Below are 17,020 nucleotides of genomic sequence, written 5' to 3' on the forward strand. Positions count from 1 at the left end.
CCGAGTCTGTCGTCTCGATGCCTTGTCACGATTGCGCACTGCATTAAGCACTTTTTTGGTGCGGGAAGATTAACAGTCAGCCTTCACTCACCCTCTGCACCTTTAGTCGCAAAAAAGCGTTCTTACGCGCGAATTCAGCTTTCTATGCCGAACGCGCATGAGCCCATGCCGCAAAAGGTTCCACCAAAGAAGTAGTTGTCAGGCAGGCATATCGTCTGCCTTTGCGATACCTTGACGTTAACGTTAACTGATAGGCCGCCAGAGCGACTTTCCACTAGTCTGATGGTAGGCACTGTTGCCATCGTCGAATCGACAGCTTCCGGTTCGACATTCCTGAAGGTACGCCATTGCCTGCCCGGCCTCACGAGGGCTGGGTAATCCCTCAAACGCCTGATCGGTAAGAGAGGACGCTGAGCATGTCCGATACAACAACACGCGGACCCGTCTCCCCGGGGAGCGCGCCGCCCGATGGCTTACAGCCAGAGCTGAATGACCTGACCGCCATGCCGACGGCAGACCAGATCGCGCCGCAGGGGCCGACGGTGCTGCATCATCTGGCCTTCATGACCGGCGATGAACTCTGCATCCCGATCTTCAAGCGCCTGCGTCAGGACGGCACCCTTTATCCCGTCGATGAGTCGCAGGTACAGGGAGAGCCGTCACAGGACGCTTCACCTATCGAACGTGATCCGATCGAACGCGACCCGATCGAGCGCGACACGGCGCTCAAGATCTACCGCACGATGCTGTTCACCCGGGTGCTGGATGAGCGCATGCTGGCTGCCCAGCGCCAGGGGCGCTTGAGCTTCTACATGCAATGCACCGGTGAGGAAGCCACGGTGATCGGCAGTGCGGCGGCGCTTCAGGACGATGACATGATCATGGCGCAATACCGTGAGCAGGGTGCGCTTGCCTGGCGTGGCTTCAGCTGTGACGAATTCATGAACCAGATGTTCGGCAACGAGCGCGACTACGGCAAGGGCCGTCAGATGCCGATCCACTATGGGTCGCGTGACCTGCACTACATGACCATCTCTTCGCCGCTGGCAACCCAGATCCCCCAGGCGACCGGCTATGCCTACGGTCAGAAGCTGGCGGGCAAGGGGCAGTGCACCATCACCATCTTCGGTGAAGGGGCCGCCTCCGAGGGCGATTTTCATGCCGCCCTCAACATGGCCTCCGTGCATCGGGTGCCGTGCATCTTCCTGTGTCGCAACAATGGCTATGCCATTTCCACCCCGTCATGCGAGCAATTCGCCGCTGATGGCATCGCGCCCCGCGCCTTCGGCTATCACATGCAGAGCATCCGGGTGGATGGCAATGACGTGATCGCCGTCTACGAAGCCACCCTGGCGGCGCGCAAGATCGCGGTCGAGACCCATCAGCCGGTATTGATCGAGGCGATGACCTACCGTCTGGCGGCTCACTCCTCATCGGATGATCCCTCCGGGTATCGCAGCAAGAAGGAGGAGGCCATCTGGCGCGACAAGGACCCCATTCTGCGCATGCGCAACTGGCTGGAGGCACAAGGCTGGTGGAGCGAAGAGGAGGAAAAGGCCACTGGTGATCAACTGCGTCGCGAAGTGCTTGAGTCCATGAAGCGCGCCGAGAAACTGGCGCCACCGGCGCTGGACACGCTGATCAGTGATGTCTACGACACGCCGACGCCGTTGCTCACACAGCAGCTCGAAGACGTGAAACAACATATTCGCAAGTACCCGCACGCCTACCCCAAAGGCGCCGCCAGCATGGGATTCACAGCACAGGAGCTGGAAGACAGCCGCAAGGTGTATCAGGAACGCCATCAGCGTGTGGATGGAGGCCAGACATCATGAGCGAGCAGATGAGTGAACAGCCGTTGGAGAAAACGCCAGTGACAGATTCAGCTACAAGCGACTCAGCTGCGGCGGGTTCAGCGGCGAAAGAAGCGTCTGCCGCGCCTGGCAGCAAGGATGCAGCGGTCTCGGCCTCGGGCAAGAAACAGATGAACATGCTGCAGGCGATCAACAATGCGTTGGATATTGCCATGGCCGCCAATCCCCGTGTGGTGTTGTTCGGGGAGGATGTCGGGGTATTTGGCGGCGTCTTCCGAGCTACCAGCCACCTGCAGGACAAATACGGTCGAGAGCGCTGCTTCAATACGCCACTCACCGAGCAGGGCATCATCGGGTTCGCCAACGGGCTGGCGGCACAGGGGGCGACGCCGGTGGCCGAGATCCAGTTCGCCGACTACATCTTCCCCGCCTTTGACCAGATCGTGAACGAGGCGGCCAAGTTCCGCTACCGCTCCGGTGATCTGTTCGATGTCGGCGGCCTGACGATTCGCACGCCCTATGGTGGCGGCATCGCAGGTGGGCTCTATCACTCCCAGTCGCCCGAGGCGTATTTCGCGCATACTCCGGGCCTCAAGATTGTGATCCCACGCAACCCGCACCAGGCCAAGGGCCTTCTGCTGGCAGCGATTCGTGATCCCAATCCGGTGCTGTTCATGGAGCCCAAGCGGCTCTATCGCGCCTCGGTAGGCGAGGTACCAGAAGCCGATTATGAACTGCCCCTGGGCGTGGCCGATGTCATTCGTGAAGGCCGCGATATCACGCTGCTCGGCTGGGGCGCTCAGATGGAAGTCATCGAGAAGGCCGCTGCGCTTGCCGAGCAGGATGGCATCGACTGCGAGATCATCGACCTGCGCAGCATTCTGCCCTGGGATATCGAGACGGTGTGTGACTCGGTGCTCAAGACCGGTCGTCTGGTGGTCAGTCATGAAGCCCCGCTGACGGGAGGCTTTGCCAGCGAGATCGCCGCCACCGTGCAGGAGCGTTGTTTCCTGTATCTCGAGGCACCGATCCGGCGCGTCACTGGCCTTGATACGCCGTTCCCGCTGGTGCTCGAGAAGGAGCATCTGCCGGACGAGCTCAAGATCTACGAGGCCATCAAGCAAAGCTTGAATTACTGATGACAGGGAGTGATGCGCGCCATGAATGATTTCATCCTGCCCGATATCGGCGAAGGCATTGTCGAGTGCGAGCTGGTCAAGTGGTTGATCAAGGAAGGCGACGTGATCGAGGAAGATCAGCCGGTGGCCGAGGTCATGACAGACAAGGCGTTGGTAGAGATCCCCGCGCCCCACGCCGGTACTGTGGTCAAGCTTTACTGTCAGGAAGGCGAGATTGCCCGTGTCCATGCGCCGCTGTTTGCGGTGGATGACGGCGTTGGCAGTGATAGTGATAGCGAGAAGACCGGACACGGCGAGCGCGAGGATGATCACGCCGGCGATGTCATGACGGTTGCAGCACCTGCTCGCTCGACGGCACCGACTCAGTCAGCCGCCAGCCAGGCGGCCAGCAGTCAGTCGGATGTGGCTGCGTCAGCGTCTGCCAAACCAGCCAGCAATGGCGCAGCTAGCACACAGACAGCCGCGGCCCTTGAACGACGCTCGCGTGATTTCATCCTGCCGGATATCGGTGAAGGCATCGTCGAATGTGAGGTGGTCACCTGGCACGTCGCGGAAGGCGACACGGTGGAAGAAGACCAGACGATCGTGGATGTGATGACCGACAAGGCGCTGGTCGAGATCACCGCCTCGGAGCCCGGACGTATCGTGCGCTTCCATTACGCCCAGGGCGAGAATGCTCGGGTGCATACGCCGCTTTATGCCTATGTGCCTGATGAAGAGGCAGAGGCTGAAAGCGCTGAGAGCACTGAGAGTGAAGTCACCGTGCCTGAGCGCAAGCAGGCTCAGCCAGAGTATCTGGCGGAGCACCGCCAGGAGGGCGACGACAAGAGCGACAAAAAGAGTGGGCAAGACGGGAGTCATGGGGAGAGCCGGCCTCGCATACCCGCGACCCCTGCCGTGCGCCGCCTGTTGCGCGAGCATCAGCTCGAACTCCAGGCCATTGCTGGCTCGGGGCGTAACGGGCGGGTGCTGAAGGAAGATGTGCTGGCTTATCTCAAGCAATCCGAGGCTCGCGAGACTGACCTCGTGCCTGATGATGCTCACAAGGTCGGTGAGGCTGTCGAGACCGACAAGGCAGCTGCCGAAGCGTGTGCTGTGGCCAGTCACGAGGAGAGGTCGTCACGCCTTGAGTCAAAAGCGGTACCGCTCAAGGGGGTCGCGGCGGTGATGGCTCGGCGCATGGTACAGGCCAGCACGCAGATCCCGCATTTCCATTATGGCGATGAGCTCGATATCACCGACCTGCTGGCGTTGCGGGCTCGCCTCAAGGTACGCGCCGAGCAGCAGGGCATTCGCCTGACCCTGATGCCGTTCATCATGAAGGCCATGGCGCTGGCGGTCATCGAGGAGCCGATTCTCAATGCGCGCCTCAGTGAGGATGAAAGCGAGATTCTCTACCAGGGCACCTGCAACATCGGCATGGCGGTGGACAGCGCCAGCGGACTGATGGTCCCGAACGTGAAGAGCGTCGAACGCCTGAGCATTCTCGAGATCGCGCGTGAGGTCGGGCGGCTGACCGAGGCTGCGCGCAGCGGGCGCGTTGCCCAGGCGGATCTCAAGGGCGGCACCTTGTCGATCTCCAATATCGGTGCGCTGGGCGGCACCTATGCCGCGCCAATCATCAACCAGCCGGAGGTCGCCATCGTCGCGCTGGGGCGCACTCAGCGTCTGCCGCGCTTCGATGACGAGGGCAATGTCTGTGCGCGTGACATCATGACCATCACCTGGGCGGGAGATCATCGCATCATCGATGGCGGAACCATCGCGCGCTTCAGCAATCTGTGGAAACACTATCTGGAGCACCCTGACGAAATGTTGCTGTCGCTGTCATGAGGCGCTGTCTGATCCAGGGGCCGGCTAGAGAGCATCCTGCATGAGTGATGCGCGCGCCCACGAGCGCCTGCAACAGTTCTATATCCCGGAAGAGCAGTCGATCTACCTGCTCTCGCATCATGATGCCAAGAAGCTCAAGGATTGGGTGGCGCTGTGTATCACCCAGCTCGAGGGGCTTGGATACCGGGATATCCATCTGGTTGGCAAGGGCGCTTACGGTTTCGTGTTCGCGGGCTGGCGCCTGGGCGAAGACCGGCGCACGCGTGAAGAGCACGTCTTCAAGTTCACGCGGGTGACTCTGCCCCAGGCACTGCAGGACCGCCTGGAGGAAGAGGCCTACATGCTCGACCAGGTTGCCCACCCGCTGATTCCGCGTCTGATCAGCTATCAGCGGGTACGGCGGCAGTCGATTCTGGTCATGCAGCGTGCACCGGGCATCAATCTCGAGGAATATTCGCTGCGTCATGGGCGCATGTCGCCGCGTCTGGTGGTCAAGATCGCCAGCCAGCTGGCCGACATCCTCAAGTCGCTGCGCGGGACATCGACAGGGGGAGGCACGCCACCGGTCGTGCATGGCGACATCAAGCCGTCGAATCTGGTCTTCGATGTCGAGCGGGAGCAGGTGGCATTGATCGACTGGGGCAGTTCGGTGTTCGCTCAGCTCGATGAACATCAGCAGTTCATTACCACCAACGTGATGCAGCTGATGTCGGATAACCTGCAACAGACCAATGCGCGCCTGGGCGATGTCTATTTCATCGGTGAGGAGCAGCTCAATGGAGCGCTGTCCTCGCCGCGCTTTGATGAGCAGGGTGTGGCCGCCACTCTTTACGCCCTGGCTTCTGGGCAATCGTGTCGCTTCGGCGTGCGCGCCATCCCGGCGGTGTCGCTGGGGTTGCCGCGGGAATTCGCGCGTCTGCTTGACGGCATGCTGGCGGATGACCCGCAGCTGCGTATGCAGGCCGGCGACTATTTCCTGCGCGAGATGGGCAGGATCTCGCGGCTGGTAATGCCGGAATTGCCTCTCGAGCCGCCACAGTCTCTGCTGCCGGTCTGGGTGAGGCCGGCAACGCGGGAGATCGACACGGTTGTCTATACCTCGCGCAAATCCTTCCTGCGTGAGGCCTTCGAGACAGACGAGTCCGGTGAACACGCTGGCAACGCGCTGAACGCCGTCAATGATGTCCAGCTGGATCGTTACTACAAGAACTTCATGCAAGGCATGGGAGGCACCGAAAAAGCCTTCCTGGCCGCGGTCAGTCGTCTGGGCAAATACCCGATCGTCGGCGGTCTGGCGATTCGCTGGGAGCCGCAAGGCATCTTCGTGGATACCGCGCTGCACCTGCATGACCCTGCCCTGAAGGCCGCCTTCGTCGTCGCGATCAACAACATGGTCGCTCTGGCGCGTGCCATCTATCGCCGGGGCGTGTTCAAGGCGTGTCTGTTCAATGCCCGCGATACCCTGCATCTGGAGCGGGAAGACCCGGAGGCCGCCTTCGTCTTCGCGCCGACGGCAGACGGCGAGGCCAGACCTCGTTTGAGCTATGAGGTAAGCGCGGTGCCGGAGCTTGAAGATGACTCGCGTGTGCACTCCTACTTCGAGGACGGACCGGACCCTGAGGAACTGCTGGTGCTGCCCGAGGAGATATTGAAGGCATTGGAGTCACTCAATGCCATCCACCACACCGGCATGTTGATCTTCGAAGCCCTGCCACACCACCTCAAGATTCACAGTTACTATCGGCTGCTGGACCCCTCGCGAGAGCAGGAATTCGCGCGTCTGCTGGCGGACATTCTCGATGCCGTGCCGCTGATCTCGGGGCTGGGAATATCCGGCTTCATGAAGATGCCCTATAAGAACACCAAGCATTTCGATCATATCGAGGCACAACCCGAACGCTTCTATCCGCGGGATCCGCGTGCTGTGTAGACCCAAACAAAAACCCGCCTAAGCAATTGCTTGGGCGGGTTTCATCATTGACATGCTATCGAGTTGCTTTCAGGTTCCCAGGACCACTCAGTCCTTCATCTGGCGTGGGCGCGTCATGGCCCCCGGGGACAGCAGTGCCTCCAGGCGAGCTTCATCCAGCAGGCCTTCCTCGCGCACCAGTTCCAGCACGCTGCGCCCGCTGGTCAGGGCTTCCTTCGCGATACGAGTGGCATTGTCATAGCCGATATACGGGTTGAGTGCGGTGATCAGGCCAATGGAGTTGTTGACCAGCTCGGCACAGCGATCGCGGTTGGCGGTGATGCCGATCACACAGCGATTCTTGAGCATGGTCATGGCGCGGCTCAGCTGGCGGATGGAGTCGAGCAGCTTGTAGGCGATCAGCGGCTCCATCACGTTGAGCTGCAGCTGGCCGGCTTCCGCCGCCATGGTCAGCGCGGTGTCGTTGCCGATGACATCGAAGGCGACCTGATTGACGGCTTCCGGAATCACCGGGTTGACCTTGCCCGGCATGATCGAGCTGCCCGGCTGCTGAGGCGGCAGGTTGATCTCGTTGAAGCCGGTGCGTGGGCCTGAAGACAGCAGGCGCAGATCGTTGCAGATCTTGGACAGCTTGACCGCCAGGCGTTTGAGCATGCCGTGGAACAGCACGAAGGCACCCATGTCGCTGGTGGCCTCGACCAGGTCCGACGCAGGACGGAAGTCGATGCCGGAACGACGCGCCAGAGCCTCGATCGCCAGTGCGCTGTAGCGCGGGTCGGCATTGATGCCGGTGCCGATCGCGGTCCCGCCCAGATTGACCTCCTTGAGCAACTCATTGAGGTTGGCAATGCGGTCGACGTCTTCACGCAAAGTGTTGGCGAAGGCGCGGAATTCCTGACCCAGCGTCATCGGCACCGCGTCCTGCAGCTGGGTGCGGCCCATCTTGACCACGTCATCGAATTCCAGCGCCTTGGTGGCGAAGGCATTGGCCAGTTCGCTCAGCGCGTCCACCAGCATCGAGTGGCTGCGCAGCAGGCCGACACGGATGGCGGTCGGGTAGGCGTCGTTGGTGGACTGCGCCATGTTGACGTGATTGTTGGGGTGCAGCTGCTGGTAATCCCCTTTCTCGTAGCCGAGGAATTCCAGGCCAAGATTGGCGATCACTTCGTTGGCATTCATGTTGGTCGAGGTGCCGGCACCGCCCTGGATCATGTCGACCACGAACTGATCGTGATGATCGCCATTCATCAGACGTGCACACGCGTGCTGAATGGCATCGTGCTCGCGTGTCTCGAGATAGCCCAGCGCATGGTTGGCTTCGGCGGCGGCGGCCTTGACCAGCGCGAGACCTTCGACAAGACGCGGGAAGTGCGACAGCGGCACACCGGACAGGTGGAAGTTGTTCAGCGCGCGCTGGGTCTGCACACCATAGTAGGCGTCAGCCGGCACCGGCTCGCGCCCGAGGAGATCCTTTTCAAGTCGGAAGCCGTTGGCCAGTGCCTCACGCTCGGCATGGCTCAAGTCGGCCGGCGTGGAAGTTGCCGGGGTGGCATTGGCGGCGATGGGGGTTTCCGAGAGATGGTTCACTTGGGCGGAACTCCTGGCTGAAGTACACTGTGGCGCTTGAATGGCGGCTAGGTGGACAAGGGTAACCAGCGCAGCCCCTCGGCGGCCAATGCCATTCAACGCTGCCGTATACGTCAAACGCATAAGACGAAGGTGGTGGTGCGCCGCGACGCACCATTCTCCATGACAAGACCTTGCATGACCGGCCAGGCAAGCCTCGCCCGGGCATGTTCGACATTTTTGGGAGTTCGGGTGAACCTGGAAACTAAGTGGTTGGAAGATTTCGTTGCGCTATCCAATACCCGCAGCTTCTCCACCTCGGCTCGCCTGCGACACGTTACCCAGCCTGCGTTCAGTCGCCGCATCCGTGCGCTTGAACAGGCCGTGGGCACTACGCTGGTCGACCGCTCGACGACCCCGGTCAGTCTGACGCCGGAGGGCCAGTTGTTCCTGGTCACCGCGCGCAACCTGACAGAGCAGCTGTCAGAGTGTCTCGCCCACCTGCGCGGGCTGGGCATGGCCAACGAGACCCTGGATATCGCGGCCGCGCATTCGCTGGCGCTGGCCTTCTTCCCCAAGTGGATCTCGCGTCTCCAGCAGGGCCTGGGGGAGCTGCCGACACGCCTTTCCGCGATGAATGTCGGCGACGCCATTCACTCGCTGCGCGAAGGCAACTGCGACTTGATGCTCGCCTATTACGACCCTTACGCCAGCATGCAGCTGGACGCCGAGGCCTTCCCATCCTTCTCGGTCGCCAAGGTCAACATGCTGCCGGTGTGCGTGCCGCTGGAGAATGGCGAGCCCCGCTTCCCGCTGACCGGGCAGAGCGAGACCAGCCAGGATGCGATTCCCTTGCTGTCCTATACCCAGGGGGCATTTCTGGGTCGCAGCGTGAAGATGCTTTTGAAGAATGATCCGCTGCGCCTGCGCCTGCGCACCGTCTATGAGATGGCGATGGCCGAGGGCCTCAAGGGCATGGCCCTGCAGGGCGTCGGCATGGCGTGGATACCGGATTTCTGCATTCGCGATGAGCTGGAAAGCGGCAAGCTGGTGCGCGCGGGAAACGAGGCGTGGGATATCCCGCTGGAGATTCGTCTCTATCGGTGTTCGCTGGTCCACAAGCCCGGCATCGACAAGCTGTGGAAACAGCTGATGAACCTGCCGCGCGACTTCCTCGAAGCCTGAGCCTTACCGGTGTATTGCTGGTTTAGTAGACCTGCGTGTCTCTTGACCGAAAACGGCAGCCCACTGGGCTGCCGTTTTCGTGTGTGAACCACATTCCAGCCGTCAGAAACCGCTCTGGCCCGCATGTAGGCCCAGGAAGTTCTGAATGATGTAGAAATGATCCTCGAAGAGGGTGTCCGGCTCCAGGTCCGCCAAAGCGACCCAGCGTGCCTGCTCCTCGTTCTCCCCACCGCCGCTTCTGAGCTTGGGTAGCTGCTGCTCCGGTCGCAGGGCGAAGTAGAAGGCCTCAGTCAGGGTGCGTCCGCGCCAGCTGCGATGCGGCGCGTCAAACAGACGCTGACCGCGCAGAGAGCCACGCAGGACTGGTTCCGGCACCTTGAGGCGTACACGTTCCTTGAGCTCACGTAGGCAGGCATCCAGCAGGCGCTCCTGGGGTTGCACGAAGCCGCCAGGCAGGGCATAAAGCCCCTTGCCGGGCGCCGCGCGACGCGTGGTGAGCAGCACATGGCCGGACTGCACCACCACGGCGTTGACCGTGATGAACAGTGGCGGGTAGGGCGCATCGCTCCAGGCGGCGCGATATTGCTCCAGCAGGCGACGTTCCTCGACCAGCCCTTGCCACGCGGTCTCCTCCAGGAAGCCATGCAGGTGCTGAGCCACCGGCGGTGGCAGAAGCTCACGTCCCTCGTTGTCCAGCCAATCCTCGGCGCGGGCGCGCTCGGTGAAGATGACCTCACGAATACGGCTGGCCTCCATCCCCTCGCGCAGTGGCACCGCCACTGACTCCCACTGCGGAAAGAGGCTCAGGTAGTAGCTTGACTGGCTGTTGCTGTCACGACGATTGGCACCGATCAGTGCGATTCTCGGCATTCGATTGGCCTGCGGACGCGCGATATCGCGTACCTTGCGCTGCACATCACGTACCCAGACATCGTCGTTGTAGAGGGCATCCAGCAACGGCACGATTTCCAGGCGCGCATTGTCGGCATCGTCAAAGCAGCTGCGGATCATGCGCGTACGTTCAGAGAAGGTGAACGGGTTGCGCAGTGAACGTGCCTGCCAGGCAGAACCGACCAGCACGATGACCTGCCGCGCGAGGCGCAGGGCCTCTTCCATCACGGCAACATGGCCATGGTGCATGGGCTGGAAGCGACCGATGAAGACCAGGCAGTCATACTGGGTGTCGGCGATCGCGGGAGAATCCTGAGTGCGAAGCGTTGCAGCGGGGGCAGAGGGCAACGTTGTCGTCGAAGGCATGATGAGCTCCGTGGCAGGCAGGATGGGGCGGCGTATGAGGCGCTTGCCCAGTGAGATTCCGCTAGCGTATCAGATTATGTGCATGCGCCGAACGGCTCGCCATTCACTCTCGTCTGGTAAGGGGTATTCAAAAGTTTATCCCGTTATCTTGCTGAAAGATTATCCATAACTCAGGTACCTCTCGGTGTTCGGGGTGGGAAGGCAGTTGCGGTAAAAGGAGAGACGCCGAAGAGGAGAAGAGGTAAGGATAGGGGAAGGTGAACAAGCGCGAATGCACAAACCGAGCCAACACCCGTCAGCGTCATTGCTGGCGGGCGTTGGCTCGGTTTGATGGTAAGCCCGATGGCAGACCCAGGCGGGCCTGCCGGGCGCCGGATCAGGACGCCTTGGCGGTCAGCACGTCGGTGATCCACTCGACGACCTTGTCGCCCTGGGCATTGAGGCAGACGTCGACCAGCGGCGTCTGGGACCACTGGTTGCCGAGGAATTCGCGACCCTCAGGCGCGAACAGCGTCTGACCTTCGGCCAGGCCTTCGACTTCGACATTCAGGTGGCCGCGCTCGGTAGTGAACAGCTCCGGCTTCATCAGCCAGGCGAGGGCGCAGCTGTCGTGCGGGCAGCAACCATCGATGCCACGCGCTTCCTGATAGAAGGCCTTGTAGAACTGATAGCTGCCGGACAGCACTTCGCCGAGTGCGCCTTGCGCGACGCGGATGCGCTCGACATGGGCCGGAGACAGCACGCAGCGGTGCGTCGCATCGAGACCGACCATGGTCAGCGGCCAGCCGGCGGTCAGCACCTTGGCGGCGGCATGCGGGTCATTGAAGATGTTGGCTTCGGCGACCGGTGAGACGTTGCCGCCTTCACGGATGGAGCCGCCCATGATGACGACCTGCTTGACCTTGCTGATGATGCTCGGGTCCAGCTGCAGTGCGGTGGCCAGATTGCCCAGCGGGCCGACGGCGACGAGGGTGATCTCGCCCGGACGCGCATTGACCTGCTCGACGATGAACTGCGGTGCGCTGATGGACAGCGCCTTGCCCTTGGGCTCCGGGATCTCCATGTTGCCGAGACCATTGGCGCCGTGGATGTGCGCCGGCGCCGGGAACTTGTCCTTGACCAGCGGCTGGGCAGCGCCCTGGGCGACCGGAATCTCCTGGCCCGCCAGTTCGCCCAGCAGCAGGGCGTTGGAGGTGGCCGTTTCGATGGTAACGTTGCCGAAGGTGGTGGTCATGCCGAGGAATTCGATGTCCGGATGCGCCAGACAGATGGCAATCGCCTGGGCATCATCCACGCCCGGATCGGTATCAAAGATAATCGGTGTTTTCATGCTGACCTCGTGAAAGAAGTGACCTGCAATAGAGGGCGTTACGCCAACAGGGCGCCCATGAGGTGACACGGGCACGGCACGGGCCACGTGGTAGTGCCCCGTGCAGGTAGTTCAGTCGTTCAGAGACTTGTTGCTCGAAGACTCAGTTGCTCAGGACGTCGAGTGTCGGCCATTCGGCCAGGGCAGCGGCGACATCACTGGCCAGCGGAATGCTCGGCGCTGCGCCTTCGCGGCTCACGCACAGGGCAGAGGCGGTACTGGCACGACGCAGGCTTTCTTCGATGCTCTGGCCTTCGATCTGGCTTGCCAGGTAATAGCCGATGAAGGTGTCGCCCGCCGCGGTGGTGTCCACGGCATTGACGCGATGCGCCGGCAGCTGGATGTGCTGTTCCCCCAACTGGTAGCAGACGCCTTCACTGCCCAGAGTCATGACCACTTCGGTGTCAGGCAGACGAGTGTGCAGCGCGGCGAGCAGGGTGGCGACAGGCGCACTCTCTTCCAGCTCGACCAGCTGTGCCGCTTCACCACGATTGAGGAACAGCACCTGGCAGTGTTCCAGCGGCAGGCGCAGGACATCAGCCCCCATCGGGGCCGGATTGAAGGCGATCTTCATGCCCTTGGCATGTGCCAATTCGATGACCTTGCCCAGTGCGTTGCACTCATTTTGCAGCAGCAGCCAATCTCCCTGTGTCACGCCGGAGAACAGCGTCGCGAGATGCTCATCGGTGAAACCGTGATTGGCACCCGGATGCAGAATGATGCTGTTCTCGGCGTGGTCGTCCACCTGGATGATGGCGTGGCCACTGGCGCTGGCGCTCAGCTCGACCTGCGAGGTGATGACACCGGCGCTTTCCAGCGGCTCAAGTGCCCAGCGATCACTGTTGCCAAGGCGGCCCCAGTGCGTGACGTCGCCTCCGGCGCGCGCAAGCGCGAGCGACTGGTTGGCACCCTTGCCACCCAGTACCTGACGGTAGGAGAGACTCGCCAGGGTTTCACCCGGTCGTACCAGGTGAGGTACCCGATAGACGTGATCGATATTGATAGAACCGTAGTTGTAAAGCATGCAGCCTCCTTGGGGGCGAGCATCCTAGCAAAGCCTTGGCCGCCTGTCCCCAGTCGTATCACCAAGGTCTGACCTTTTGGTCATGATTAAGCGTTGAAGCTATTAGCCTTTTGGAACGCAAGAGAAAGTGCATACTGCCCGCATCTCGCTGGATTCAGGATAGTCGCCCATGTCGGAGTCGAAGCAACCCGCCGTCACGATCAAGAAGTGGGTCTGGCGAGCACTCTTCACCAGTACCATGATTCCATTGCTGTTGGTCGAGACCGCCCTGGTGGCGGTGTATTTCGTGTCCAATGACGAGATTCGGGATGCCAACCTCAATTACCTGCAATCCCAGTCGAGCAGTGAGCTCAATTTGGCAATGCTACGGGAGGCCAAATCACTCAGCCGGCAGCTGGAGCATGTCCAGAACCTGTCGCGCGGGCTCGGTGTTCAGGCTGGCGAGCTGGCCATGGGCGATGCCAGCTCTGGGGTAACGGCTCGCGAAATTGCCCGTCACGCAAGCCTGCCCAGCGGTGTCTGGGCCAGTCAGCAGACGGCGGACAATCAGGGCAGCGGCTTCTATCCCGCCTTGCCAGACTTCGAGCAGGACATTCCCCTGGCGCTGCGCATGACGGCGGTCGACCCGATCATGCGCAGTGTCGTGTCCTCGCACTCGGCCGTGGTGCAGTCCTTCACCACGATGGCCGACTGCTATGTCCGCCTTTTCCCCTATGTCGATCTGGCCTCGCTGGTGCCAGCCGACCACGATTGTCGTGATTTCTCCTTCTTCTATCTGGCCGCGCCAGAGGCAAATCCCTCGCGAAACACCATCTGGACCGACATCTACGAAGACCCGGCCGGCAATGGCTGGATGACGTCGGCCGTCAGTCCCTTCTATTCCAAGCAAGGCGAGTTTCTCGGCGTCGCCGGCGTCGACATGACCCTGGACGTGATCGTCAATCAGGTGCTGGCGATGGAGCTGCCCTGGCAGGGCTTTGCGATGCTTTTCGATGCCGAGGGACGCTCACTCGCCGTCCCGCGGGCCGGTGAGCAGTTGTTGTCGCTGCTGCCGCTGGAAATTCCCGATGCCAATGACCTCCAGGAAGAGGATGTCATTCGGCCCGCCCAGTTGGACCTGAAAGGTCATGATGTCTTCAAGGGGCTCGCGCCCCGTATCCTCGAGCAGCGTCGTGGCCTGGAGAGCGTCAATGTGGCGGGGGCGCCCTACAAGGTGGCGTGGGAGCGCTTGCCGGGCAACGGCTGGATCATGTTGAGCATGGTCGAGGAGAGCGCAGTCTTCTTCCGTACCGCCGAGATCGGACGCAACTTCCAGCTGGTCGGCATGGCGCTGGTCGGTGGCCTGATCCTGTTCTATTTCGCCTTCTTCATTCTCATGAGCTGGCGCACGCATCACATCAGCCGTCGCCTTTCGGTGCCGCTGGCCGAGCTGCGTGAACGACTGCATCGCATCGGCATGGGCGCGGAGGTCGAGTCCGTGGGCAGCAGTGGCATCGTCGAGCTGGATGATGCCAACGCCACCGCCGAAGAGATGTATCAGCGGCTGCGCCAGACCCAGAAGGAATTGCAGTCCAGCGAGCGTCGCCTGCTGGATTCCCTCGAAGCAAGCGGCGATAGCCTGTGGGAAATGGACATTCCTGAACGCATCGTGCGCATCCATCCCAATCTCTGGAAGATGCTCGGCGCTTCGGGCCACGAGCCGTTGGCAATGCGCGAAATGGACTTCGATCGCTTGATTCACCCGGAGGATCTCGAGCAGGTACATGCGATCAGGCACAAGATCATCACTACCTATGGCGAAAGCTTTGAGTGCCAGTACCGGATGCGTGCGCCGCAGGAAGAGGACCTTCAGCAGATCGAGGCGATGGGAATGAACGAAGCAGGCATGGAAGTCGGGACAAGCGAGGCTGGCGGTGTGCAGAAGGGAGGTGCGCTAGAGGACGACGACAAGGAGGGTGAAGAGCGAGCGATCGGCACCCGGTGGGTACTGTTGAGCTCTCGTGGTCGTGTGGTGTCGTGGGACACTGAAGGCAATGCCCTCAAGGCGGCGGGCATGCATATCCGCATCCGTTGATGCTGACCACTCACGAAAAAGCCCCCGACTTGGCGTATATGCCGGTTCGGGGGCTTTTTCGTGACCTGCCGCTCGCACCTGCCACTCGGCGTCAGTGGCTGGCGCAACGAGGGTGTGGCCGTGTCAGGCGTGTTCGTTCAGGAATGTCTCGATATTGGCCAGACTGAGATCGAGCATGTTCTGGCGCGCCTCCTGGCTGATCCAGGCATTGTGCGGCGTGACGATCAGGTTCAAGGGCGCACTCGCCGAATGATGCTGGCTTTCCAGGGCCGAGAGCAGCGAGTGGCCTTCACGTGGCGGTTCTTCCGGCAGGCTATCCACCGCCAGGCCGCCGAGTTGTCCGGTGGCCAGTGCCTCCAGCGCTGCGTCCTCGTCGATGATGCCCCCGCGGGCGCAATTGACCAGCAGTGCACCTGACTTCATGGCGGCGAGCGCCTGCTCATCGATCAGATGCTGTGTCTCTGGGGTCAGCGGGCAGTGCAGGCTGATGGCGTCAGCCTGGGGCAGCAGGCTTTCCAGCGCGGGGCGCTCGGCGGTGGGGACGGTGCCCGGTCGGGCGGCAAAGGTCACGCGCATGCCGAACGCCTCGGCCAGCCTGCCCACCGCAGTGCCCAGCTCTCCCTTGCCGATGATGACCAGATGCTTGCCGGACAGCTGCACCACGGGGCGGCCCATCAGACAGAAAGTCGGACTGCGTTGCCACTCGCCCGCGGCGATGTCGGTCTGGTATTCCGGCAGGCGGCCTGCCAGTGCCAGCAGCAGCATCCAGGTGTGCTGCGCCACCGAATGAGTGCCGTAGGCATTGACGTTCATGACCCGAATGCCACGTGCTTCGGCGGCCGCCATGTCGATATTGTTGGTGCCGGTCGCCATTACTGCGATCAGCTTGAGGGTCGGCAGCTCATCCATGTGGTGCGCCTCGATGCGTACCTTGTTGACCAGCACGATGGAGGCACCTCTCAGTCGTGGCACCACTTCCTCGGATGCGGTGGCGTCATGACAGACCAATCCTTCCAGACGGGCCTCGAGGCGCGAGAAGTCCAGTCCGTCACCGACGGAGCCGGCATCGAGCATGACGGCCTGCGGCGCGCCGGTGGACGAGGTGGGCTCACAGTGAGAGGAAGCGGGCATGGAAGAACGAGAGGGAGACTGCGCAGTACGATCGTGATCGGACATAGGTGCCTCATGATGGCGTAGGAAAACAGACAGGAAGACATAAAGGCTGGCCCGGAAATGACGAATACGTAGCGTCTGGGCCGGTTTGTGCTTGGGTGTTGCCCCGCACGGGGCCGAGCACGCTATAATGTGCCCCTTTCGCTTTGACTTGAAAGCCGCTCAACTGGCCTTATTGTAGGCGTCTCTTGCTGATGCTTGCGAAATCTCTCATGTTGAGGCCGCAGGTGCGCTGAACGCAAGACGCGCCGCAAGGCATAACATTGTCATGGTTCACGGTGCTCAGACAGCCCCGTGACCAGTATCGTCAGGAAAGAAAACCATGCCGATCTATGAATACCACTGCAAGGCCTGTGGCCATCGGATGGACAAGTTGCAGAAGATCAGCGCTGCGCCGCTGACGGAGTGTCCGGAGTGCAAGACGGACCAGCTCGAGAAGCTGGTCTCCGCCGCCGGGTTCCGTCTGGCAGGTAGTGGCTGGTACGAGACGGATTTCAAGTCCGGCAGCAAGAAGAATCTGGCCGGTGGTAGCGACAGCACCGCCTGATACAGCTGGGATAGTGCGTCAGGCATCAGCGTGATGAGGGTCAAGGGCACCCAACAGGTACCCTTGACCCTCATCGCCAACGGCAGGCCCTCTGAGACAGATGCGCATC

General features: G+C 61.6%; 12 protein-coding genes. 7 read left to right on the forward strand and 5 right to left on the reverse strand.

Annotated elements, in window-relative coordinates; all coding sequences use genetic code 11:
* The first annotated feature begins 563 nt into the window (after window positions 1-563).
* The 4 genes from NH396_RS11325 to NH396_RS11340 all read left to right on the forward strand — a co-directional run bounded on the left by NH396_RS11325 (window position 564) and on the right by NH396_RS11340 (window position 6,716).
* The gene (locus NH396_RS11325; RefSeq protein WP_253064041.1) at window positions 564-1,835 is read left to right on the forward strand and encodes a thiamine pyrophosphate-dependent dehydrogenase E1 component subunit alpha; all 1,272 of its coding nucleotides are present in this window, start codon (window positions 564-566) and stop codon (window positions 1,833-1,835) included.
* 149 nt (window positions 1,836-1,984) lie between these two features.
* Complete coding sequence (locus NH396_RS11330) at window positions 1,985-2,953, forward strand: alpha-ketoacid dehydrogenase subunit beta (RefSeq protein ID WP_213113805.1); 969 nt, start codon at window positions 1,985-1,987, stop codon at window positions 2,951-2,953.
* Between the two features lie 21 nt (window positions 2,954-2,974).
* Window positions 2,975-4,786, forward strand: a complete 1,812-nt coding sequence (locus NH396_RS11335; RefSeq protein ID WP_253063705.1) for a dihydrolipoyllysine-residue acetyltransferase — start codon at window positions 2,975-2,977, stop codon at window positions 4,784-4,786.
* Between the two features lie 40 nt (window positions 4,787-4,826).
* Window positions 4,827-6,716 (forward strand): protein kinase, encoded by a 1,890-nt coding sequence (locus NH396_RS11340; RefSeq protein WP_253063707.1) that lies wholly within the window; start codon window positions 4,827-4,829, stop codon window positions 6,714-6,716.
* An 87-nt stretch (window positions 6,717-6,803) separates the two neighbouring features.
* On the opposite strand, the gene NH396_RS11345 is transcribed toward NH396_RS11340, so the two are convergent.
* The gene (locus tag NH396_RS11345; RefSeq protein ID WP_253064042.1) at window positions 6,804-8,213 is read right to left on the reverse strand and encodes an aspartate ammonia-lyase; all 1,410 of its coding nucleotides are present in this window, start codon (window positions 8,211-8,213) and stop codon (window positions 6,804-6,806) included.
* A gap of 321 nt (window positions 8,214-8,534) precedes the next feature.
* On the opposite strand from NH396_RS11345, the gene NH396_RS11350 reads away from it, so the two are divergent.
* On the forward strand, window positions 8,535-9,467 hold the full coding sequence (locus NH396_RS11350; protein ID WP_054556694.1) for a LysR substrate-binding domain-containing protein: 933 nt from the start codon (window positions 8,535-8,537) through the stop codon (window positions 9,465-9,467).
* Window positions 9,468-9,569: 102 nt separating this feature from the next.
* Here NH396_RS11350 and NH396_RS11355 read toward each other — a convergent pair whose 3' ends face one another.
* From NH396_RS11355 to NH396_RS11365, 3 genes are all read right to left on the reverse strand, one after another.
* A complete protein-coding gene (locus NH396_RS11355) occupies window positions 9,570-10,724 on the reverse strand; it encodes a bifunctional nicotinamide-nucleotide adenylyltransferase/Nudix hydroxylase (protein ID WP_253063709.1) in 1,155 nt (384 codons plus the stop codon).
* Between the two features lie 376 nt (window positions 10,725-11,100).
* On the reverse strand, window positions 11,101-12,054 hold the full coding sequence (locus NH396_RS11360) for a nucleoside hydrolase (protein ID WP_253063711.1): 954 nt from the start codon (window positions 12,052-12,054) through the stop codon (window positions 11,101-11,103).
* Between the two features lie 142 nt (window positions 12,055-12,196).
* On the reverse strand, window positions 12,197-13,117 hold the full coding sequence (locus NH396_RS11365; protein WP_253063713.1) for a ribokinase: 921 nt from the start codon (window positions 13,115-13,117) through the stop codon (window positions 12,197-12,199).
* A 169-nt stretch (window positions 13,118-13,286) separates the two neighbouring features.
* Here NH396_RS11365 and NH396_RS11370 point away from each other — a divergent pair, with 169 nt between their 5' ends.
* Window positions 13,287-15,191, forward strand: coding sequence for a hypothetical protein (locus tag NH396_RS11370; protein ID WP_253063715.1), 1,905 nt, complete (start codon window positions 13,287-13,289; stop codon window positions 15,189-15,191).
* Between the two features lie 123 nt (window positions 15,192-15,314).
* On the opposite strand, the gene NH396_RS11375 is transcribed toward NH396_RS11370, so the two are convergent.
* Window positions 15,315-16,367: a D-2-hydroxyacid dehydrogenase gene (locus tag NH396_RS11375; protein WP_306424407.1), complete on the reverse strand. Its 1,053-nt coding sequence runs from the start codon at window positions 16,365-16,367 to the stop codon at window positions 15,315-15,317.
* A 319-nt stretch (window positions 16,368-16,686) separates the two neighbouring features.
* Here NH396_RS11375 and NH396_RS11380 point away from each other — a divergent pair, with 319 nt between their 5' ends.
* Complete coding sequence (locus NH396_RS11380) at window positions 16,687-16,911, forward strand: zinc ribbon domain-containing protein (protein ID WP_043333602.1); 225 nt, start codon at window positions 16,687-16,689, stop codon at window positions 16,909-16,911.
* Window positions 16,912-17,020 lie beyond the last annotated feature (109 nt).

Source organism: Cobetia sp. Dlab-2-AX (genome assembly GCF_024124625.1).
Classification (GTDB): Bacteria; Pseudomonadota; Gammaproteobacteria; order Pseudomonadales; family Halomonadaceae; genus Cobetia.